The organism is Pedobacter rhizosphaerae (assembly GCF_900111155.1).
In the GTDB taxonomy this organism is placed as follows: domain Bacteria; phylum Bacteroidota; class Bacteroidia; order Sphingobacteriales; family Sphingobacteriaceae; genus Pedobacter; species Pedobacter rhizosphaerae.
The window spans coordinates 107505-131729 of sequence record NZ_FOGG01000003.1 but is presented as its reverse complement, the minus strand read 5'-3'; the positions used below and the strand labels follow the sequence as shown (position 1 = coordinate 131729).

At 42.5% G+C, this 24225-nt stretch carries 14 protein-coding genes; 4 read left to right on the top strand and 10 right to left on the bottom strand.

Annotated features, from left to right (window positions below; genetic code table 11):
• The 4 genes from BMX11_RS24210 to BMX11_RS03400 form a co-directional block, all read left to right on the top strand.
• Positions 1–2115, top strand: a 2115-nt coding sequence (locus BMX11_RS24210; protein ID WP_175474460.1) for a DUF7507 domain-containing protein, incomplete at its 5' end; no start/stop codon positions are given.
• A gap of 54 nt (positions 2116–2169) precedes the next feature.
• Complete coding sequence (locus tag BMX11_RS03415) at positions 2170–3141, top strand: PorP/SprF family type IX secretion system membrane protein (protein WP_090881451.1); 972 nt, start codon at positions 2170–2172, stop codon at positions 3139–3141.
• A 38-nt stretch (positions 3142–3179) separates the two neighbouring features.
• Positions 3180–5141 (top strand): OmpA family protein, encoded by a 1962-nt coding sequence (locus BMX11_RS03410; protein ID WP_090881448.1) that lies wholly within the window; start codon positions 3180–3182, stop codon positions 5139–5141.
• Between the two features lie 811 nt (positions 5142–5952).
• Positions 5953–7029 (top strand): IS110 family RNA-guided transposase, encoded by a 1077-nt coding sequence (locus BMX11_RS03400; protein ID WP_090881440.1) that lies wholly within the window; start codon positions 5953–5955, stop codon positions 7027–7029.
• A 1092-nt stretch (positions 7030–8121) separates the two neighbouring features.
• Here BMX11_RS03400 and BMX11_RS03395 read toward each other — a convergent pair.
• From BMX11_RS03395 to BMX11_RS03350, 10 genes are all read right to left on the bottom strand, one after another.
• Positions 8122–8679, bottom strand: a complete 558-nt coding sequence (locus BMX11_RS03395; RefSeq protein ID WP_090881437.1) for a DUF4256 domain-containing protein — start codon at positions 8677–8679, stop codon at positions 8122–8124.
• Positions 8680–8812: 133 nt separating this feature from the next.
• A complete protein-coding gene (locus BMX11_RS03390) occupies positions 8813–9391 on the bottom strand; it encodes a YdeI/OmpD-associated family protein (RefSeq protein WP_090881434.1) in 579 nt (192 codons plus the stop codon).
• Positions 9392–9423: 32 nt separating this feature from the next.
• Entirely contained in the window at positions 9424–10089 is a 666-nt protein-coding gene (locus BMX11_RS03385) for a DNA alkylation repair protein (protein ID WP_090881431.1), read from the bottom strand.
• A gap of 94 nt (positions 10090–10183) precedes the next feature.
• Positions 10184–10558, bottom strand: a complete 375-nt coding sequence (locus BMX11_RS03380) for a DoxX family protein (RefSeq protein ID WP_090881427.1) — start codon at positions 10556–10558, stop codon at positions 10184–10186.
• On the bottom strand, positions 10558–11031 hold the full coding sequence (locus BMX11_RS03375; RefSeq protein WP_090881424.1) for an SRPBCC domain-containing protein: 474 nt from the start codon (positions 11029–11031) through the stop codon (positions 10558–10560). Before BMX11_RS03375 ends, BMX11_RS03380 begins: the two co-directional genes overlap by 1 nt.
• A 6-nt stretch (positions 11032–11037) precedes the next feature.
• Positions 11038–11364, bottom strand: a complete 327-nt coding sequence (locus BMX11_RS03370; RefSeq protein ID WP_090881421.1) for an ArsR/SmtB family transcription factor — start codon at positions 11362–11364, stop codon at positions 11038–11040.
• A gap of 1153 nt (positions 11365–12517) precedes the next feature.
• Complete coding sequence (locus BMX11_RS03365; RefSeq protein WP_090881418.1) at positions 12518–16501, bottom strand: hypothetical protein; 3984 nt, start codon at positions 16499–16501, stop codon at positions 12518–12520.
• Positions 16502–16516: 15 nt separating this feature from the next.
• Positions 16517–21541, bottom strand: coding sequence for a hypothetical protein (locus tag BMX11_RS03360; RefSeq protein ID WP_090881415.1), 5025 nt, complete (start codon positions 21539–21541; stop codon positions 16517–16519).
• Positions 21542–22320: 779 nt separating this feature from the next.
• Positions 22321–23637: an ATP-binding protein gene (locus BMX11_RS03355; protein ID WP_090881412.1), complete on the bottom strand. Its 1317-nt coding sequence runs from the start codon at positions 23635–23637 to the stop codon at positions 22321–22323.
• 74 nt (positions 23638–23711) lie between these two features.
• Positions 23712–23945, bottom strand: coding sequence for a hypothetical protein (locus BMX11_RS03350; protein WP_090881409.1), 234 nt, complete (start codon positions 23943–23945; stop codon positions 23712–23714).
• Between the last annotated feature and the right edge of the window lie 280 nt (positions 23946–24225).

Genomic DNA, 24225 nt, shown 5'->3' with positions numbered 1-24225 from the left:
ACAGCAGAAGATACCCCGGTAAACGGAACCATCACGGCAACAGATGCTGATGGCGATCCGCTAACTTTCGCGGTAACTACTGCTCCGGCAAATGGAACCGTAGTGTTATATGCCAATGGCACTTATACGTATACACCTGCAGCCAATTACAACGGAACTGATGTATTTACAGTAACTGTAAGCGATGGTAATGGTGGTACAACCACAGTAACCATCAATGTAACGGTTACGCCGGTAAATGATGCACCGGTAGCGAGTGCTCCGGCCATAACTACGCCTCAGAATACTCCTGTTAACGGAACCATTACGGCAAGTGATGTGGATGGTGATGCCTTAAGTTTTACCATTACCACTGCCCCGGCACACGGAACGGTAGCGTTAAACCCTAACGGAACTTACACCTTCACGCCAGCTGCGGGGTATGTAGGTACGGATAGCTTTACGGTAACGGTAAGTGATGGTAAAGGGGGAACGGTAACAGTAACCATTCCGGTTAACATTACCTTAGTACCGGCAGCCTCAATGAGTTTAACTAAAACCAGTACAAACACCGTGAGTAAGGCAGGTGATGTAATCAATTATAACATCATCGTAACGAATACCGGAAATGTAACCTTAACCAATGTTGCAGTAAGCGATCCGGGTGCTGATGCAGGTTCAATTATCCCTGCGGGTATCGCTACTTTAGCACCGGGTGCCAGTGTTACCGTAACAGCGAAACATACGGTTACTTTAACAGAAGTAAATGCTGGTTCGTTCAGTAATCAGGCCAGCGCCACTGCAGTTGATCCTCAAAATGGAGTGGTGACTAAGCCAAAATCAGACGATCCGAATACACCAGCTGTAGATGATGCAACGGTTACACCAATCGCTGCCGCTTCTACCATTACTTTAGTGAAAACAGGTACACTGAGTACAGACGGAAATAGAATTACCTATAACTTCACCGTAAGAAATACTGGAAATGTAACCTTACACATTATCACGCTAAGCGATCCAAAATTGGGATTGAACACCGTGATTCCAGGAACACTTGCTCCGGGAGCTACCGTAAGTGATACTTATGTGTACACCTTAACACAGGCAGATAAGGATGCAGGCAGTGTTACCAATTCGGCAACGGTAAGGGCGCAAACCCCTGCAAATGCAACGGTATCGGATATCTCTGGTACTGCCGAAAATAACAACTCGCCAACCATAACGCCATTAGTGGCGAACGGCGCAATTAGCTTGGTTAAAACAGCAGTATTTAGTGGTAATCAGATTACGTACACCTTTACCATTAAAAATATTGGTGCCGTAACCTTGAACACCATCACGCTAACGGATGCTAAATTGGGTATTACCAATAAAGCTATTCCAGTAGTGGGTGGCTTATTACCAGGAGTGAGCATCACTGATGTTGAAGTGTATACCTTAACCCAGGCCGATAAAGACGCAGGAACGTTAACCAACACCGCTACTGTGAATGCGAAAACACTTGGCGGCACCAATGTAAGCGATGTGTCTGGTACTGCCGATGCGAACGATACGCCTACAACAACAACGTTCCCTAAATCGCCAAAAGCGGTTGATGATGTTACCGAAACACCAGCTAATGCACCAATAACCATTAAGGTATTAGCCAATGATGATCCAGGTAATTCCAACTTTAACACTTTAACTGTTGAAATCATCAGTCAGCCTAAAAATGGAACGGTAACGGTAAACGCAGATGGTACGGTAACCTTTAAACCAGCACCAGGATTTGTGGGTCAGGATGTATTTACTTACCGCGTAAGAGATGCCTACGGTTACTACACGAATGTGGCTTCGGTAACCTTAAATGCCAACATAACCGGATTAACCATTCCTAACTTGTTTACACCAAATGGTGATGGAAACAACGATGCTTTCGAGATTATCGGATTGAACCAGTACCCGCAAAATACCCTGCAAATTATTAACCGTTGGGGTAATGAGGTGTTCCATGCAGATGGTTATCAGAACAACTGGACCGGAGAGGGCTTAAACGAAGGAACTTATTACTATCTCCTTCGAATCACCAATCCGCAAACCAAAGAGGTTCAGGTATTAAAGGGATACATTACATTAATTAGAGCGTTTAAAAACTAGATAAGAGGCTTAAGGAGCTGGCAAAAGCCAGCTTCCTTTAAAGAGATTACGACGATGAAAAAAACGATATTGTTATTAGCAAGTTTTCTATTACTGACGTTCTTAAACGCATCAGCACAACAAGATGCGCAATACAGCCAGTACATGTTTAACGGTATTTATGTTAATCCTGCCTATGCAGGCTACAAAGAAGTACTCAACTTACATAGTTTTTACCGTACCCAATGGACAGGTATTAATGGTGCCCCCAAGAGTATGGCACTGGCCGTTGATGGTATAGCCAATGATGGTAATGTGGGACTTGCTCTTCAGGTAGCAAGTGATAAACTGGGTGCTCAAACTAATCTGAGTGTTTATGGTAATTATGCCTACCGCATTAGGATGAATGATGATGGCAGCTCGCGTTTGGCACTTGGATTAGGTGTAGGGATGGTGAACCTGGCCATAGATGGCTCGCTTTTAAACCCCAACAACCCCGAAATTAACCAACCCATCGGATCACAAAGTACCATTGTACCCGATGCCAGAGCTGGTGTGTATTTTGCCAATGATCAGTTTTATGCAGGCTTCAGTGCCGATAACCTTATCGCACAGTATGTGAACATAGATCGCTATGCATTTATTCCACAACCTAAGCCACACTATTACTTAACAGCTGGTGCTTTAGTGCCGCTAAATGAGGACTTTCAGATTAAACCTTCTTTTTTATTAAAAGATGATCGTGGTGGACCAACAAGTTTAGACTTGAATGCCTTTTTGATGATTAAAGATGTATTATGGGTGGGTGGTTCATATAGAACAGGAGTGAAGTTATACGACAAAAGCTATCTGCAAAAAGACTTAACGCCCAGAAACTCTGCGGTTGCAGCCATACAGATTTTTCCCTCAGAAAAGTTTAGAATCGGCTATGCTTATGATTTTTCTGTAGGGCCTTTGCAGGGATATAGCGGCGGAACACATGAGATTTCTATCGCTTTCTCTTTTATCAGACAGAATATCAGACTCGCTACACCAAGGGTTTTTTAATACGGTAATCCATTATTTATTTACATCCGAAGAAAGAAATGAAGAAATTGACAATAGGTATATGCCTCTCAGCTTATTGTATGCTGGCTACCGGCCTTTCGGTAAAGGCACAGTATGTGATCAAAGATGCCGACAAACAGTTCGAACTATATAATTATACTAAGGCCATTCCTTTATACGAAGAAGCCTACAAAAAGAAAGCAAGCCTTCATGCCGCAGAGCGATTGGCCCAGGCTTACACCCAAATTAACAATTATCCGCAAAGCGAAAGCTGGTATGCAATAGCCACTAAGTTGCCTAAAAGTGGGCCCGAGAATGTGTTGGGTTATGCAAGAGCCTTACAACATAATGCTAAGTTTTCTGAAGCCAAAGCACAATACCTCAATTACGGTGATTTAAATAAAGGCATCGCACCTAAACTTTTAGCGGGTTGGGCTGCCTCTTGCGATTCGGCCATTAAGTGGATGAGAAATCCTAAACAGGTAGTTATAAATAACGATAAAAAACTGAACAGCCAGCAATCGGACTGGGGCGCAGTAAGATTCGGACAAAGCATTGTTTTTACTTCGGATAGGATAGACTCTAGCCGTCAATATAAAAACAATAAAGGTTTCTTATGGTTTGATGGCAGCAAGGAGCCAGATAAGAAAAGATATGGCGGCAGCGGCAACGCTTATTTAAAGCTTTATGTTAACGATCTTAAAACCGATAGCATTCACCTTTTTCCTGTTGATGCAGGTATCGATTATCACGTGGGACCAGCCAGTTTTACAGCTGATGGTAAAACCATGTTTTTTGCTTTAACCCGAATTCCGGATGTATTGGCGAAAAGCAAAAATAAAACAGCAACCGTAAATGTAGAAATTTACAGCAGTACCATAGATGCAGATGGAAAATGGACCGAACCTGTATCTTTTAAGTACAATAATGTAAGCGAATATTCGGTAGCTGATCCTTTTGTGAGTAGTGATGGACAGAGCCTTTACTTTTCTTCTAATATGCCGGGGGGTAAAGGGGGAGCGGATATTTATGTTTCGCTTAAGACTGATGCCGGCGACTGGGGGAAACCCACTAATCTTTCTGATTTAAATACGGAAGGGAATGAAAGAACTCCTGTATTTGATTCTAAAAACAATCTTTATTTTTCTTCAGATGGCTGGATAGGCATGGGCGGACTGGATATCTTCCGCGCACTGCGTTCGGGATCTGGAATTGGAAGGGTAGAGAATCTGGGGTATCCCATCAATTCGCCAAAAGACGATTTTAGTTTTAGTATTGACGCTGGCGATGGATTGGCCTATTTCTCCTCTGATCGTGATGGAGGGTTAGGAAGTGATGATATCTACACTATTGATAATAAAATAATTGCCGTTTACCAACTGGAAGGAACGGTGTATAACAGTAAAACGGGTCAGGCGGTTAGCGGTGCCACCGTAACCTTGGAAAAAGTGAATGGAGGAGCTGTTTTAATTGAAACGGATGATAATGGCGGCTACAAATTTAACTTAGCCAAAGACACAGAGTACAATGTAAAAGCCCAAAAAACAGCATACAGGGTCGATATTGAAAACTTAGCCACCATCGGGCTAACCTCATCTGAAGTAATAACGCAAGATTTGCACATTACACCTATCGAGCTCTACAAAGGCGTGAGGCTGGATAATATTTACTATGATTTCGATAAATGGGATATCCGTAAGGATGCGGCACTGGAATTAGATAACCTGGTAAAAATCCTTCAGGAAAACCCTACCATTTGGATTGAATTAGGCTCACACACCGATAGCCGCGGAAAGGATAGCTATAACCTTACCCTTTCGCAAAAAAGAGCTGAGGCTGCGGTAGAATACTTGATTTCCAAGGGTATTGAACGCAGCAGGCTAGAAGCCCGTGGCTATGGAGAAACAGTACCTTTAAACAAATGTAAAAATGGTGTAGAATGCAGCGATGCAGAACACCAGTTGAATAGAAGGACGGAGTTCAAGATTACGAAGATGTAAGGATGGCCAAGGCCTGAGGACACAGACCATGAGTTGTTTTACCTCTGCTATGGTTGTAGAGCCCCAATGCTATTAACTTAAGCTAAACCCTGTCAGTCTGAGCCTGTCGAAGACCTTCAAAATAAGTCGAAAACTAAAATGGATTGTCATCCTGAGCCTGTCGAAGGGCAATCCATTTTAGTTTTCTCCTTAACTTAATAGCATTGGTAGCGTCCCGCTACGACTTAATAATTTCTTTTTTCCTCGCCGCCGGAGGGGCTCCTTCTTTTGGTTTGGCCCAAAAGAAGCAAAAGCCCAAGGCTTGCATCCTTTCTTGGCTAGGATCATCCGAATGCTATTTGCGGTAATAAGAGGCTTAGGCCTTTTTGCTCCATGCCATCCCTCGCTGCTTATTCCCTTGGTAAGTAAGTAAATGTTTGAAACTGCAGGCATTCAAATGTCCTATCCTGCGAAATAATGCTAGGCCGGAGCTGCGTATAGGAAAGTAGGGTGAGGGGATGAACGTTAGCTCACTGATTCATTGGTCATTGGTTCATTTGGCAAAGCGTCGCAACCTACAGGGTTACTGTTTTGCCGATACACAGTCTTGCTCATATCTTTATATTTATATATAACAATCAGAAAAGAGAGGCAAGTTGAGGTCCCGCTAGACACGAAATATTACAGATGTTGACGGAGAGGATTATCCTCTCTTTTTTACTTCTTAAAGTCAGAACAGTACCTATTGACCAGATCAGAGTATCTGGATCAGCGATTAACATGAGCAAAGACTGAGAGTAGTTTCTTATTGTCTTATTCTAATCTATAGACTATGAGTAATCTAAAGTATTCAATCGGGATTGATGTGTCCAAAAAAGATTTCCACTGCTGTCTTTCAGTTATCGATACGGAGCAGGCTGTGAAGATTAAATCTACCCATAAGTTCGCGAATTCTACATCGGGATTTAAGCTCCTTACTGAATGGGTAAGGCGTAACATGAAAGAGGATTTAGCAGTTTTCTGTGTGATGGAGGCAACTGGCGTATATCATGAGCAGCTTGCATGGTATCTATATGACAAGGATTTTTCGATAAGCATCCTTCTGCCTAATAAAGCGAAGAAGTATCTTCAGGCAAACGGCGCCAAATCCAAGAACGACAAAATAGATGCACGGGGCCTGGCACAGATCGGGGCTGAGAAAAAACTTGATTTATGGATGCCACCGAGCCGGAAACTTTATGACTTAAGGAGCTGTACACGGCAGCATCAGAGCCTGAGTGAGATGCACACTGCGATCAATAACCAGCTTGAAGCGATCACCTATAGCCAGTTCCAGAGCAAGGATATTATCAGGCAGATGAAAAAAACAATGCGCCTGCTCGAACAGCAAATAGATGAAATGGATAAGATCATTGAGAAAATAGTTAAAGAGGATGAGGTACTCAACCTTCATTACCAAAATATATCGCAGATAAAAGGTCTAGCTATGCTTTCATTTGCAGTAATTGCGGCTGAGACAAATGGTTTTGCCTTGTTCAAGGATGCGAGATCACTTGTCAGCTATGCAGGCTACGATGTGGTTGAAAATCAATCAGGAAACCATGTAGGTCGGACCAAGATCTCCAAAAAAGGAAATTCAAGGATAAGAAGAATTCTGCATATGCCAGTCCTATGTGCTGTTCGTGATGATCAGCCGCAGTTTAAGAAGCTATACGAAAGAGTTTATAAAAGAACAGGTATAAAGATGAAAGGATACGTTGCTGTGCAGAAAAAAATACTGATAATGGCGTATTACTTATGGAGAAAAAAACAAAAATACCAGACTGACTTTAATTATCCTGAAAAAATAATAGCCCCTGAACAAGCAGAGGCTACACATGATAAAATTTCCAAAGAAAAATTTCACTAAACAAATTTATTAAAAATATATCGATTTTAATTTGGTTTTGAAGACAGTACCTCTCCGCCTAATTTAGGAGGGGCTGGGGGTGGTTATTAGCAATGCTTATATTTTTCTACTATGGCTTGATAGTGTTATGGGTTATGTGTTGCGAGTTACGAGTAAATATGCCTGATCCCTTATAAGTTATAAGCTAGCCTTACTCTGTGTGCTTCGTGTTTTATCTCGGTGTTCTTCGTGGTTTAGAAAGTGTTATGGGGTGCGTGTTCCGTGTTGCGTGTCAAAGCGCAGAAACCACCCCGCCACCACACATGCTTTCACACCCCCTCCTTGAAAAAAGGCGGGGAGTTGCATGGTGCAGAACCAGGCATGGTCAATAACCTTATATTTAATATTTATCCCTATCAATAATCCGCCATCCTCGCGCAGGCGGGGATCTTATACAGATGGTTCATTAGTGTCACTGGTTCATTGGTCATTGGTTCATTTGGCAAAGCGTCGCAACCTACAGGGTTACTGTTTTGCCGATGCACAGTCTTGCTCCCCGCCTAATTTAGGAGGGGCTGGGGGTGGTTATTAGCAATGCTTAAATTTTTCTGCTATGGCTTAATAGTGTTGTGGGTTATGTGTTGCGTGTTACGAGTCAATATGCCTGATCCCCTTAGTTGTTATAGGCTAGACTTACTCTGTGTGCTTCGTGGTTAGAAGGGTTGTGGGTTGCGTGTTGCGTGTTGCGAGTCAAAGCGCAGAAACCTACAGGGTTCGAATATGGCCGATGCAAAGTCTTTCTGCTGTGGTTATTAGCTTTTCTTATATTTTTCTGCTATGGCTTATATGGTTAAAAGCATTATAGATTATGTATTCCTCTCTTTTCTCTGTGAAAACTCGGTGTTCTTCGTGGTTAAAATCGTTATGGGTTGCGAGTCAAAGCGCAGAAACCACCCCCGCCACCACACAGGCTTTCACACCCCCTCCTTGAAAAAAGGCGGGGAGTTGCATGGTGCATTACCAGGCATGGTCAATAACCTTATATTTATCCCTATCAATAATCCGTCATCCTCACGCAGGCGGGGATCTTATAGCGAATCGTGCATTGGTCTTCTACACCCTCAACAATCCCCTAAAACCCCTTGCCCCATAATATGACTCTGCACCATTGTGGTAGGTGAAAACAGTGTTATAGCGACGGTCGCAAAACAGTGCTCCACCCAATTTTCTAATGGCCACAGGCGTAATAATCCAACTGGAAGTTTTGAGGTCAAACTGACCCAGTTGCTGCAATGATCGATACATTTCCTCATCTAAAAGTTCAATGCCCATGTCTTTGGCCATTTGTATCGCACTATTTTGCGGCTTATGCTCCTTACGTGATTCCAGGGCCTCGTGGTCATAGCAAATGCTTCTGCGGCCTTTCGGACTTTCAGCTGAGCAGTCTACAAAAATATATGCTCCGCCTTTAGCATCATAACCGATAACATCAGGCTCACCTCCGGAAATTTCCATTTCATCTAAAATCCATAATTTGTCCGGATTGGCTTCAAGCTTAGCTTGCACATCAGACCAATCCAGATTTTCATGCCTGGATCTGTTTTTTTCGAAACGCGTTTTTAATGTACGGAGTAACTCCTCGCTTTGCGATGTAGATAAGATGTTTTTCATAATTTTTAGATGTTAGATTGATCGTGCACCTTACGCTTGTAATGTTTAAATAAGTAAAATCTGCTGATAGAAGAGGTGTAGTGATAACTCGCCGTTAAACTCCAACTTCCATTTATCGCTCTTCCATAAAATACTAGTCGTCCAGTCCCTTTCCACTTAATATCTGCGGGATACACTTTTCTACTCTGGCTTCACGGGTTTTGGCCTGTTTAGCGGAAGAGAAATGTAAAAGGTAAGCGCGTTGTCGACCCGGGGTTAAAGCCTCAAAAGCTATTTTTAATGCAGGAATATGATCCAGCTTTTGCTGAAATTCTGCTGCTACCGCAAATTCTTTAACTTTCTTGAGTGCAACTTTCAATCCAGCTTCTTCAACTGCTATAGCTTCATAAATACAAGCCTTAATTGCGGCTTTCAGATCGATAATTTCTCTGATATTAGTAAAGCGTATTTGGCGCGCTGCCTGTACATTTTCAGTTTGCTGGATGAGTATCCCGTCGGGGTCTTTAAGCAAAGCGCCCTTAAAAAACAATAAGGCGCAATATTCTTTAAAAGTATGGATAAGTACAATATTACTTTTTTGATGAAGGTAGCAGGGACATCCCCATTTTAACGCTTCCGCTAAACCACAGTCGAGTACGATGGCTCTCAATTGTATGATTTCTTTCTGCCACTTTTCGGCCTTATCGAAATACCAGTCTACTTTTGGATTCATGTTATTTTTCAGTTGAGGTGTGGGAGATCGGTTTAGTGCTGCCTGCGTACCATTTCATTAATCCATATCGGAGCAAAAGGAGAGGTGCAACCCTTAGATACAGGATAATCCCTGTAAATACCTAGCTTTTCGCCAATGGCTAAAGCCCGTTCCCGGTATGGAGGGTGATGAATGCCAATTTGTGCCAAAGCACTATTCATTGTCCACTGTACCGCGGGTGCTGAAGTAGCCAGCTCAGTTTCAATCCTATCTAATAGCGCCGGGATATCCACAAGATGTGCTTGTCTTACGATACAGCCGCTGGTTAAACTCCAGCCAGCCCGGGCAGCCATCGGATCGGTAGATTCCATCCATTCTTTCCTTAAAGTCTCTGTATCTGGATAGCCTTTAATCACATAAGTGTATAACCAATCGGCAATATGGGGAAACTTTTCAGACTTAACCAGTTCATTGATCGCTTCGTATGTGAGCTTCCTGGGGTCCATAATTAAAATCGCTAAAAATCGGGCATCAACATTTTCTGTGTCCCAAAGCGCTAAAGCGAGCTCGTGGTCAGTTTTTATTTTTTTTGCCATATTTCTGATGTCACCCATCTTAACCCCAAACTGATGAGCACCAGCTCCAAATTTGGTGTTATGCACCCGAACCTTTTCATTCCCGAGCCCTGCAAGCTGGATCATCACCTCATTAAGCGTCATAATTATTTTTTTTTGGTTTGTTGATAATTTTTCGAGCCCTGCTACCTCTTTTTATCCAATTGTCGGCCCGCTAAAATCAAATTTAATAAATTTCTTACACAGTCAGCTTTCTGCTTTCAGGCCGGAAATACCAGGAAATAACAGTGAGCACAACTAATAAAAGTGGCCCAAATAATGTTTTAGGACTATCGCCAATGGCTAAATGCGCATAAACTGCACCCGACATGGCAAAGAAGAAGCCTGCATAAGCCCATTCTTTCAGCAACTGGAATTTAGGCATCAGTATAGCTAACACACCTAAAATTTTCCAAATACCCAATAGTGGGAGCAGGTAAATTGGAAAGCCTAAATGACTCATCAAGGCTTGCTCTTCCTTCATCTTAATTAATTGTACAATACCAGTAGATAGCATCCCTAAGGCCAGCCAGATGGTGGCAATCCAATAGATAACTTGATTACGTTTATTCATCAGATTTTATTTTGAGGATTTAGAATTTCTTCAATACGATTATGTGCCATATTAATGCCATAGTCGAAAGGTAGCTTCAGGTTCTCATCTCTATGGCTAGCAGACCGGTAGATTACATGCATGTTGAGTTTACTGGTGTTAGCACTTAAACCTTCAAATTCTAAAAACTCTAAGGTAACGCCGAAAGGGGAGTTCTCCATTTCAAAAGTGCGGGTTATCTTTAAATCCGGAATAAATTCATGGATGGTACCATTAGCTTTAAACACTACATTTCCCTTTGGATCACTCGTTTCAAACGCATAGCTGCCATGCTTTTTACTCTCCCATTTAAGAACCTTTGTCCCCATCCATTGAGCTACAATTTCGGGGTCTTCGTAAGCTTTAAAAAGTAAGGCTAAAGGAAGATCAAACTCCCTCGTAATCGTTAAATCTGGCTTTCCCTGTTCTGCCTGGATTTGGGTTTTACGTTCCATGGTTAGTTATTTTTTATGTTGATAGTTTTTCATTATGGCTTCCAGCTTATTAAAGCGGTCGTCCCACAGCTCACGGAAGGGTTCAAGAAAATCGGCTATTTCTTTCATGTTCTTCGCATTAATATGGTACAAAACTTCCCTGCCATTTTGCTCTTGCTTAAGCAACTCGCATTCAGTTAAGATTTGTAAGTGCTTAGAAACAGTGGGCCTTGCAGTATCAAAATTCGCCGCAATTGCACCCGCTGTCATCGTTTGCGACGCAGCTAACAATAATAGTATCGCTCTTCTGGTCGGGTCGGCAATGGCCTGAAATACATCTCTTCTTAAATTCATTGTGTAGCTATTTGACTACAAATATAAATGTAGTTATTTGACTACGCAAATTTTTGTGTTATTTTTTTCCATGATAATCATATTTATACCAGCTTTCGCATTATGGATTAAACAATTAATCTGCGTAGATCTTCTAAATCTGCGGGAGTAATGGAACTGGCCTCAATGGAGGATAGGGATAGAAAAACAATGATCAGGCTATTAATTTTTGTTTAACCATATAAGTCATATTAGACCAAAGGATGAATCACAAAGCTTAACTTGGTTTATCAATGGGCATTTAACCATATAAGCCATATCAGAAAATAGAAGTATCCATAAAAGCTTAACTTTTCTTAATTCCTTTATGTTAATTTATATAACAATTGCATAAGCCACCTGGTTTCCCGCAGATAAAATATGATTAGCTCAATAACCATTTAACCATATAAGCCATATAAGAACATAGGATTACCACAACACCTTAACTTTCCTTAATTCCTTAATGTTAATTTATTCAAGAATTGCATAAGCCACATGTTTTCCCGCAGATCAAATGTGATTTAGCTAAATGAATTTCCGTTTAACCTTCCATTTAACCATATAAGCCATATCAGAACATGGGATTAACCAAAAAACCTTAACTTTCCTTAATTTCTTAATGTTAATTTATCCAAGAATTGCATAAGCCACCTGGTTCCCCGCATATCAAAATGATTTAGCTAGATGAATTTCCGTTTAACCTTCCATTTAACCATATAAGCCATATCAGAACATGGGATTAACCATAAAACCTTAACTTTCCTTAATTCCTTAATGTTAATTTATCCAAGAATTGCATAAGCCACATGTTTTCCCGCAGATCAAAATGATTTAGCTAAATGAATTTCCATTTAACCTTCCATTTAACCATATAAGCTTTCTCCTTATTACGAAGGTCTTCGACTACTTGTCTCGATTTCACATCGTGAAGCTCAGACAGCATTTAGCTTAAGTTAACAGCATTATTGTTGCCCCAAAATACCCAAATTGAGCAATTTTTTAAATGATGAAGCACTACTTCCCTAGTTGTCTAAGGTGCCTTAGGTGGTTTAAAAATAGCCGAAGACCTAAAAGCCCCCTCCGGCCTGTACTTCATCTTACTTTTCACTACCCCAATCTTGCTACTAAATAATCAGCAATCATCACAACACACAGCAGCCACTGGAACCAACGCAGATGTCCTGTAAATCCTGTAATTTCCAAGACCTGTGGTGAGGGGATTGAAACTCGATTCCTGGTTTGTAGCTTCCCTTCCTCTTCCAATCCGCGTGTCTAATTGCCAGCTGTTCTGTAAAGGAAACATTTCTACACAAAGCACACTCAAATCCATGTCTTTTGGCAGTCCTATTTCTGTAAGTCTCGTTTCAATATCAGTAACTGCCAGCACTGCCGTACCGTGTCTTGTACCCTCATCGCGCATGGCTAATAGTCCTTTTTGTTGCGATTTCCGTTTTTCGGGTACATACAACAACTGACCGGAATGTATAAGCAGGTTACGGTAAGAAATACCGTCTGCCTGTCTAACCTGGGTATAAAGCATATACCATAAAGTGGTTTGTGGTGGCGTTGCAGATATATTTTTCCCGTTAAGAACAGCAGTAGCGAAAGGAGCCGTAACCACAATTTCATTCTTAAAAGTTACCCTGCCCCGAATTGGAATTTCAAAATTGGGTCTGCCCAGTGGCGTTTTATCCGTTTTTCTTTGATCAAACGTCTTAGCCGCTCTAGATAATAAGGGAGTTTTCCTTCGGATAACACTACAGCTCAGGGCAGGAGCAGGGTGTTGTACGCCATTGGCTTTCAATGGCCTGCCGTAGCGGGCTTGTGCAGTACTCCAGGTTTCAGCCTTGTGTCCGAGCCTAATCTCATAACTGAAAAAACCGAAAAGTTCGTCACTATCAGCATGTAGTCCGGGAGGAAGTGGAAGCATGTAAAAGTTAGAAGCACCGTTATCATCGCCCTGAACCATTTCCTGCATGGCACCTAAACCAGCAAAATCTTTGGGTATGGCAGGTATAACAGACCGGATTTTTTCACTGTCTATCGGAAGCGGAGGATCTACAGGATCAAAGGCCAGTAGTTCTTCACTCACTCGGGCCAGCAGCGGATCGGGTGCGTTGCTCAGTACCCTTGCAAAATAGGTGTCGTTCGGATCCTCTGGCGCGCTTTCCATTTCCAGCCATAAGAAACGCTGACGCATTTCTGTAGATGCATATTTCTCAGCATCAGCAACATATGGTGATAGTGCAATGCCTGCCGAGATCAGTTTCGGTACTTGTTTAGGGGCAATGGTTACAGGTAAAGCAATGGTTTTCGTTATCGCTCCAAATGATTCGTTGAGTAGCTCGCTTTTAAAGTGGACTGTAATCTCATACTTCAAACTTATTTCAGTAGGAAAATCAATTACAGTTTCCTTGGGATCAAAAGCATCTAGAAAGAGTAACCTGGAATAAGAACGGTTTGGCGACGATAAGGCCGTCATAGAAGCGGTGTTAACCACACTAATGGTACCCACAGGAGTAGTATCTGTGGGGAACGCTTCGTTTTCACGCGCCCATGATCTTTTTATGCTCACACTTTGTGGGGCAAATCCATTCCAGGTCCAATCGCGGTCTAAAGTAAAGCTAAGCCCGATTATCCAATGGTTAAACAGCTCTGCAAGCGATGAAAAGGATATGGATGAAGAATCAGGGGCAAGTGAATGCCGCATCAGGCTGGAGCAGCCAAATTGCACCCTGATGCCTTTTTCTCCCTCCAGGGTGAGGTGATGTGCCCTGAGGCCGAATGCATCGGCCAGCCTGCTCAGTTCTACCGGCGTGCTGCTGTGGATTAAATTGAGGTTTAGAAAATTGTTTACCGGTATTACTTTATGTTGATCTACTGGGTTTTCTGGCTGTAAATAAACCGCTTTAAGGCCGCCATCAATTTCAGAAAGTAAGTCAGATTCAGTTCTGGCAGCTTTGTATGCACTCAGCACCAGTTTTTTACCTTCAGCAATTGCTGGATGAGCATAGTCATTGTCGGCTTCAGCAATTAGCGGGATAAAGGTTAAACGAAGTTGCCTGGAGGTTGGCAGCACCAATTCAGTATCCGTTCCCGGATCATCAAAACCGCTGTCAATATCGATAACATTGATATCCTGATAGATAACCGTTAAGGGGAAGGTTTGATCGTACTTGTCCAGAGATCCCGCTAATTGATAAGGCTTCTCATAAAGCAAAACATAAGCGTCTTTTCCATCCAGCGATTTGCCGTTGTCCATTTCCAATGATTTTGCCTCTACACGCACCCTGAAACCGGTAACATCGGGGTCAGGTAAGCCAATGTCTACTCCTTTAGCACTTCCCGACATAGCCGGGAGAATGGCTTTTAGTTGTCCGGTTGCATCGGTATATTTTCCGGTGTACACCACTGCCGGATAAGCCAGAAGCGGCCTTTTAATGCGCAGCACCGGATCAGCATCCGTAATGAGGTTTTCAAGTATGCTGGTGTCTTTTAACAGTACTTCAGGAGTTCCGGAGGGGAGTGCATCGTAAATGGCCGCTACATTGGTAATATTCATGGCCCCTGCAGCCACATGCCTTTTAAAATGCAGGGAAGCAACAGGCTTTTCCCCACCATTCAGGGCCTCATCTTCTGCCATGGGGCCACCGCCAGAAATATCCATCAGCCTTACGCGAAACTCATAATCTGTACCATAAGTTAAGGGCAATACATATCGGGGGTCTGGCCCGTATGGGTGGATCACCTGTTTAGGGATAGTATTAATGGTGTTGGATGGGACATCAGGCCGGGGAGCGAGCACCTGGTCTGCCTTTAATATGTTGATGTCTTCAGCATCTTTATCAGCCAGGGTAATGGGTTTTCCTGCCCAACTGCTAAAATACATGGGGAGCCAAAAGCCTTCACCTTGCGAGTCGCCATGCGCTGAAGGATGTATTTCAATGCCCGGCTCCAGCAAATCGCCTGCGGTGTTAATGGGAATACTGCCCATAATCGAAGTTGGGATTTGAACACTCAAGCTGTTTTGCGAAAGCCAGTCTTCAGTACCCTTTAATCTCGCATCAACCCGATAGCCAAATACACCCAGAGGGGCATTAACGGCAGTATCGCTTTGCTCTTCTTTTTGAAGCATTTGCCTGTTGTACCAAATGGCAATCTGTTCATCATCCCAGCCCAATCGGATTCCAATATCTTTTAACGGTGGATTTGAAGTGTCTTTTTCCTGAAGCAGATCCTGATTTACCGGTTGGTTGGCATGCACAATTTTCGCAAACCCATCGTCATAAACCACTGCATCCCGCAATATTTCATCCATAGCGGGATTATTTTGTATCACATCGTAAACAGGAAATTGAACCGCGGCAAACAATCCACGTTTGTTCAGGCCTTTCAATGCAGGGATGCGGGCAGCATATCGCACTTTCCCCAATCCAGCAAAATCACTTGCCGCTGTCAGTTCGGCGTAAATCCATCCGCCTTTTTCAAATAAAGCCGGCGCAGTAATATCAATTGAAGCACGGTAAAGTAAACCTGCCTTTTCTGCCAGTTTAGGGTTACGTAAGCAAAATGCCACTACTTTTCCCCAAGAAAGGGTATTGCGCTGTGAGCTTTGATCAGTAACCGGATTATCTTTATTCTTAACCGCACAGCTGTATTCATCCCCGATAAGGGCATAACGGGTACACGCCTTTACAAAGTTGAAGGCCCCGCGATAACTTTCTGGCAGATACTTGCGGATAGAGCGGTTTTTATATTTATCGATATCTGCTTGTGCCCGCTGACTGGGTTTGGCCGTTTCGGCATCATCTATCTTCATCCCATCGCTGGCCTCCAATTGCAGTTTAAGTGCTTCCCATACACTGCGGGTGGGTACTGCAGGATTTTCAAGGGTAACGGCAGGCAAGGCATTTACGGCCGTGGAGAGCGGTAAGCCCTCCAGTGTGTCAATCACCTTTGCGCTAAATTCCAGTTGAGCATCGGCAAAGGCAGGCTGTCCGGCTTTGATGGGCAACAAGGGGTTGAGGTTTCGCGGAATAATTAAAATATTAAAATGGATCCTTCCGGCTTCTAAACGTTGCGGGAAGGTAAGTATGCTAAGTGTTGTAGGTTCCATGATAAGAATTTAAGGTTAAGCAATCTGACGGGTTTCTTCCCAGGTTTCGGTAAAGCTGATGTCGATGACCCAGAATATGCTGATGTCTAAGGCAAAGGTGCACATGGCAATGCAGCTGGTTGGTCCACCATCAAATTGTTTCTGGATCTTTCCGGCGGCTTCAATCGCGATGGTAATGGTTACAATACCACCAAAAATCTCTGCTCTTCCCCTAAAGTAGATGAAAGCACCTACAGTAAGTTGTTGGGTGTTTAACGACATATCTACCCCAACCATGTACAGTACCGCAACACTGCCAATAACCGGTAAGCCTACACAGAGCTCTATACCAAAACCAAATTTAAAATATAGCGTAGGTGGGCTTTTTAAATCGGCCGCCAAGCCAACTTCGGCCCTTCCTGTAGCATACACCGTTGCTGCTGCCAGCGATACACACATGACACGTAAATCTGCGCCAAGTTCTAAAAAGGCACCTGCCGATGGCATCAGCTGATCAATGGTGTTAGGAATTCTGATCGGTTGGTTAAAGTAGCAACCAATCTTAAAAAAGGCATCGAGTTTGAGCGGCGTGGTGGGCGAATTATAGTTAATCGGATCAAAAGGAAATTTAACCAAAGGAATTTCTTTGCTTGCCTTAAATTTATAATCCCAGCTATCGGCATTGTTACTCATGGCAATCTGTAAGCCTTTTTTAATGGCTTCTACCGGTTGTGATGGATCCAGGTTATCTAAAAACTCAAGGATCTGGTAAATTTTTTCTAAAGGCTCTGCCAGTTTCAGTTGGGGTGCTTTACCCGAATCGAAACCCGGGTTGGCCGATATGTTGGCTTTCAGATCACCACTGATCGTCATCAGTGATTTAAATGAGGCCAGATCTACCACAATACTCAATTCTTTAAGCTGGCTGTCCCAGTTTCCTTTTCCGGCAGAGTTAGTGAGGTAGCTCACCAGGGTATTTTCCTTTCCGCCATCTTTATCCTCACTTTCATACTTGATGTACATATGGAAAGGGTCGCCATCTTTTCCGATGATATCAAAGCTGAAATTGTCTGGAAGTTTAAAATCTGTAATCACCTTCTCCAGACCGTTTTCGAGGATTTTCGTGGCTGCCTGTGCAACATCTTCTATGCGAATGGAGTTACCCAGGTTTGGAAATGGCCCTTTACTGTTTAGTAACCTAAAGCTATCGGCAAGGAGGGGAGCTTCTGTTAATAATTTTCCTATCTGATTGGTATCATAACTCGGATCACCGAGCAAAAGCTTTTGTGTTCCGGTATTCTGTAAAAAACCGAATCTTTTGGCAAAAATAGCTTCCGAATTCTTTAGAGCTTCGGGAAAGGCTACTTTGGTTACTTTGCTGGCAGCACTGAGGGTAAATGCAGCCCCATTGCGGTTTCGCTCTCCGGCCCTGATGATTGGGACACTTTGTTTATCTGTCATCGGTTGCACATCACCACTGGATTTGTCGAGCTGAACAATGCTCCAGCTCCCGTCAGCAGGCAATTGTACAGATCCTCTGGCCGCTGCCACAAAAATGGCATCGTTCTGATCTCCATTTTGGAAGGAAGCTGTAACATCCAGCCGGCTAACCTGAATTTTTTGCTCACTACCCCCCAGATTAAGTATGGTATCGATATTTCCACCCAAAGTTTTTTGGTTGCGTTCCATCAGCTCACTGAATACCCGCTCCGGAACCGGTACACCTTGCGGCAAGAGCTGAAGGTAGCCTTTGAACTGCTTTCCAGCAACCCTCTTTATGGTTCCTTTTCCATCTGCATCCAGATCTACATCAGCATCGAAGGTTACACCTACAAACCTCGCTGTCTGAGCCGGACCTGTACCACTTTCGTGAACGTAATCTGCCGGATTATTCTTAAAGTATTCGCCATTGGAAGGCGTATAGGGTAGATTGATATAGTCATTCTCTACTTCCTTAATATTTACAGCATTAAAGATGCCTGTGGTTAAACCCGGATGGAAAATATAGGGATTCTGGAAGTTCTTAGGCCCGGTTTGTCCTTTAGCCCGGAAAGAAAAATCGAAAGTCCCTGGGCTTTTAGCTACCCAGCCGCTGTCTTCCCTAAAAATGATCGCATTGTTGCGGCGATAGAAAGTAATGGTGCGAACCACACAAATACCATAGGGATAAATCATACTCACGGCCTGAACAATTTCATGAGATACCCTGCCCCGCATAATGTCAAACTTAACCTGCGCAATGTCAGCATACTTTGCTAATGGAGCTAACCAATTACTATAGGTACTTGCACCATAACCGGAAAAGTCGATATGCGTTAGCGGAACACCCGTGGCTGTGATGCCCGTTGCAAAAGTACCGTTAAATATGGTGTGCACACTCTCTCCTAAAATACTTTGCGGTAAGGGGTTTCCGCCGTTATCAGTGAGGTTTTTAAGTTGGATGGTAAAACCATTAAGCTCAGGCGGAAGTTCATTTGACGTGGCCTTATTGGCCGAAATCCGGAACTGTAAGCCTCCCGTTACTTCCAGGCTTCCGAGGTCGAATGCAGGCTGGATAAAATCTAGGTGGCGGTTGTTCATGGTGGCCTGGCCAGGATTAAACGGCCTTAATGAGGCCATGGAAATTTTGCCGTTCGGCAGGCTGAAAAGAATACTGCTCGGATAGTTTTTTTGCTTAACAAATGGAGCATCCTCCGCAGGTTTCAGGTTGTATTTAAAGCGCTGGATATATTTTAAAGGGTCAATGTCTATTTTTTCCGGATCAAACTGGTTAAAAATGGTAGCCGGGCCCTGGTCTGAATAGGAAAGCAATCCCTCGTCCGGATCAGCGCTCACATCTGGCTTACTGATATTGATTAAGGGTTCCCAGGAAACCTGAGGTAGGGTAAATCCATTGAGCAAGGCCATGGGGGTGCGCAGATTCATCTTTTCTATCGTAACCAATTGTTCATTCGTTTGGCTAACTTTGGCTATGCTTTCGCTCAGCACACGAACCTGGTTAAAAGACATTGAAACACCTAAAAGGTCATAGTTGGTACTTAAGTCGAGCAGCGAGAAAAGATTCGGACTGCGAAAAACCGCTGAGTTATTTAAGCGGTCGGCATTACGTTTCAGGTGTTCAGCTAATTTACCTGACGTAAAAATGGCCATTCCGGTAGCATCCGTGCTCGTTTCTGCACCGGCAGCACCCGCCATTGGCAACAAAGCTGCCTGATTGTACAGAAGTTTAAAATCTACATCAACAAGGGCTAAATTTTCAGGATTTTTTTGCCATAAATTGGTAGAAGTTAACAAGCCCATCATGCTCTGGTTATACGTAGCAGCATCTCTAAAGCTCGCGGCCGCTCTTCGTCCCTTAAAAAGCGAAGCCGAAGTATAGGGGTGAGGTAGGGTTGGGATTAATTCCAGTAATCCATAAAGGATGGTTAAGTTTCCTTTCGTAATGATGTTATCAGTATCAAAATAACCTGTTAGCATCACCGCTGCAGGCGGCGTAGTAAGCAGATAGGCATTTTCCAATGCGAACTGGTAGGGTAAACTGCTGGCTTTTTTCTGCTCCAAAAAAACAGCTTCAGAAACCAATTGCGTAGAGGGCTGTGCTGCATTTTCGCTAATCATATCCTGGTCATACACCATCATCTGCGAAAGCGTAGGGGTGATGTATTTAATATAGATACTATCTTTAGTTCTGGGCGCAACAGGAACTCCATCGGCCTTAATAGGCTTGTCTGCATCAACAACAGCATCTGCAAAGGCAGAAACGGCCTCTGCACCCTCAGCCAGGCAACTGTAATCGAAACGCTTCTTTTTCATAAAGGAAAGCGTTAAACTGGCCTTGATTTCAGAAACCGGATCTAAATCCCAGAGTTTATACTGTTCGCGAATACCATTAAAATCAGCAGAATTCTCGTGGATCAGAAATAAGCCCGGCTCAGCCAAAAGATATGGACCTTTTAAACTGATGGTTTCGTTTAGCTTTAAGCCTTGCCAGCTACAACTCAAACCAGGCCTGCACAGCACGCCCAATGCGCCATTATTGCGGATGGTAAAGGGTTTAGTAATATCTAAGGCAGCCAGCGAGAGGCACCAAAGGGAATCTCTAACCGGGGCAGCGCCGTCTATATCAAAAAATTCGGAGCTTTTTTCCTGCACCCTAAACTCAGTCAGATCACTTTGGAGCGGGATAAATACTTTGTCCAGATCGGCGTTGTAAACCGCTGGTTTTGAACGATAAGTGAATTGTCTGCTATCCCCGTAAAGTCGCCAGGAGGCATTGTCCATCTGGCTGATGGTTATTTTTTTATTGGCATATTGAAGGTTTAAATGCTCAGGAAGCTTAATGCCTGCACTTCTGGAGTCAGAACCGATCACCGAGTCGCCCTTAAGTTCAAAGGTATTATCTAAAATAAGTTCAAGCGCCAGGGTTGTATCTGCACTAATTTTTAAGGTGTTGCTGGTAATTCCCGTAGCCTTGCTCAGGTTTAACTTTCCGGAACTGATTTTAAAACCTGTGTATTTGGTGTTTCCGGCTGCACTGGCAAAAAGCCCTGCACGTATCCAAATACTGCCTTTAGCCAGTGTGTAAGATGCCCCAGGACGGGAAACCACCGCCAGTTTCAATGGAATAAGCATTAATGGTGCAGCCTCACCCGTAAGGTATACCGGAATGAGCTTTTCGTAAGTAAGAAAATCATACCAGTAAATCCGGCCATCTTCCGCTGTAAAAGGACCTAATGTTTCTGTCGCTCCGGCAATGCTTAAACTCCCCGCCCGCTGCAAATCGGTTAAGGCTGAAAAAGGACTTTCCCTCCGTACAACCAGCGCATCGCTCGAAGTTTTGCCCGGACGGATTTGTTTAAACTTAGTTAAAGATTCACTCCTCGAAACATTCTGTAAAATGAGTTCGGATGCATCGGTTTTTAAAAGCCGTAAACTCTCTGTGCCCACTTCTGCAGTTTTGAGGCGATTGAGCAAGGTCTCCAGCTGAGCAGTATTTTCTCTGGTGCTGGCAATATTGTGCACCAAATTCAGCGGGCTGATTGGTAGGGTAGTTTTAGCCATTTGTAATGAGTTTAGATGGTGAAAGGCGGAGGGCATAAAACGGAGGATTCCGGTTTTTTTGACGAAGGGTATTTCTTGATTAGACAACCATTTTTGCTGCTTTCAGCATAATAGCCTGATATGAAGTTAGGGAGAAAATTTGCTTAAATGCAAATAAAATATTTGTATTCAGATAGTTACGGTCGGTTTCCAGGTGGTTATTATTTGAATGTATACCAGTATTAGAAATGGTCTAAAAGCTGGGTTGTGTTAATGTATTCAAGAAATTTTTAATGGCTTTTGTTTTTTGCAAACAACATATCCTTGTGGTTTCTGTAGGATAAATAAGGAGGTTGAACCGCTTTATGTGCTGAAAAAAAAAGTAAAAAAAGTTGTTGACTTTTATGTTGGAACTGAGGGGATTGACGAATAGAATAGGGGATTAGTATATGGCTATAACTTCTTTCGATTTTATTGGTTTTAATTTATATCTAAATGCGCTTTTCCAAATAGAAGGTTAAGTACATTTATGGTACACGACCTGAAGCTAATTCGTAAGCACTTCTATTGTAACAGCATCTTCAAAAGTTTTAGAAGTTATTCACTCCAAGCAAACTCAGGTCATTTTGAACAGGCGTTAAGAATACTGCTTTTATTGCCGGACTAGTTGCTAAACATTGTTGTGTATTTGTAGCTTATCTGGAAGTAGGTTGGGTATTTCGGCAAAATTTCATTGAAATATGCAATTTATCGGACATTTATCGGACATTTAACGGACATTTCGGGTATTTATCGGACATCTACCGATAGTTGTATTTTGTCGTTTTCTTATCTCCTTGCTTAAGCAAAATTCCTTTCTTCACCAATTCTATCAAATCCCTTCTTGCAGTTCTTTCATTGACGGTATATTTTTTTACATATTCTGAAGTCACGATTTCTCTCTTTGATTTGAAGTAAATAAGCGCATCTAGTTGTCGTTCATTCAATTTCAAGTTATTCAAATATTCCGCATTATAAATATCTTTTCTAAATTCAATAGAAATGTCGCTGGAATTATAGCTGAAAATTGGTTCTGGGATATTTGCCTGTTTACATTCGTTTATGATCTTTATTGTTCCACGACCCCAAGCTTCAATATAGCCACTACGAAATAAAGCATTTGCAATGTCTGGATTAAAAGGCCTTGAAGCATGTTTTTCTAAAAGATTTTTTACAGTCCAATTTTCAGGTAATTGTCCCTCGTTCCAAAAAATAATTTTGTCGCTGTAAACACTTACTTGAATAGGGACGCCGCCCGAATAATCTTTATGTGCAACTGTATTTAACAGTGCTTCACGAACTGCATCTTTTGGATATTCATACTTTTCAACCCTGTGAATGCCTTCATAGCTAATTGCTGACCTGATGTATTTGGTAAAAAGTAGATCTGTTGCTTTTTCAATTTGCTCGAACAGATTTCCATGTACTTCGTCCTGAAATTTAAGGTCGTCATCAGTTTCGAAGAAACCGATTTTAATGTAGGCACCAGTTATGAAATTTTCGGGATTATTGTGAAATAACAGAATAGCTGCACGTTTTAGAAAATCGTGCTCTTTAAGTTGCAAGTTTTCAAGTAAATGTTCGTTAGTATCTGTTAAGATATCTTCTTCAATACGTTGGCTTTTGAAAGCACGTTTGCGGAAAAAATCGAATGTATCCTGTTTTAAATCCTTTCCTGAAACTTTGGGGACTGGTTGGCCATCCCAGCGTTTGCCTTTTTTCTGTAACAGGAATTTATCCAATGCAGCGCCTTTTAATTCTTGCTTGGTACTTCCGCTTCTGTAATGGTATTGCCCTTTGTAGTTTACAGGATAAGGATAGCCTTCAACCAGTATTTCTATAAAATCGCCTTGTATTGTAGTTTGTAAGTTTACATCCACTAAAATGCCTAACGTGTCCCGCACTTTATTAGGAATTTCTTCCAACAATTTTTTAGCATCAGCCACACCAACTATTTTTCCGTTATCATCTTTACCTATAAAGATACTACCGCCATTTGCATTGGCAAAACCACAAATCCATTTCAGGTATTCGTCTCGCCAACTTTGTTTGTATTCTATATTTTGCGTTTCCGGCATTTCTACTATAGATTTTTTTCTTTCAAGATTTAAAGGAAATTGTATCTCTACTGATTATAAAATTAGGTTCTATTTCAGACAATAGCCAATCTCTTTTTCAACATCGCCATATCTTCGCTCCTTGATCTCTTCTTTGGAACCGATGGCTCGGCTGCCCTTGGCGTTCCATCGCTTAGGGTCGCAATCCCGATTGGGGAAATCTCTGCACGATTTCCCTCTACGGTAATCCTCATGTATTTCGGCACATTTCCGCTTACATAGTTCTTTTGCTTTTTCAGATAGAAAAGCAGGCTAAATTTGGTCTTCATAATCTAAGGATTAAAGGAAACAACCCGAGAACCGATTTTCGGTTCGAGAGCTGCATCGCCGTTAAAAAACAATAAATAACAGCGATGCAAACATAGCTTTGCTTCTTAAAATACACAAGATGTTCAGTTCGTAACAGTTTGTACATTAAATGATTATGCATCATTAGGTGAGTCAGTTTTAATAGTTTTGCTTACTCACCATTACTCACCAAAGTTTTGTGAATTCGTGCGATTTTTGGCAATTCCCTAAAAGCAAAAACCCTGCAATCATTTGATTTGC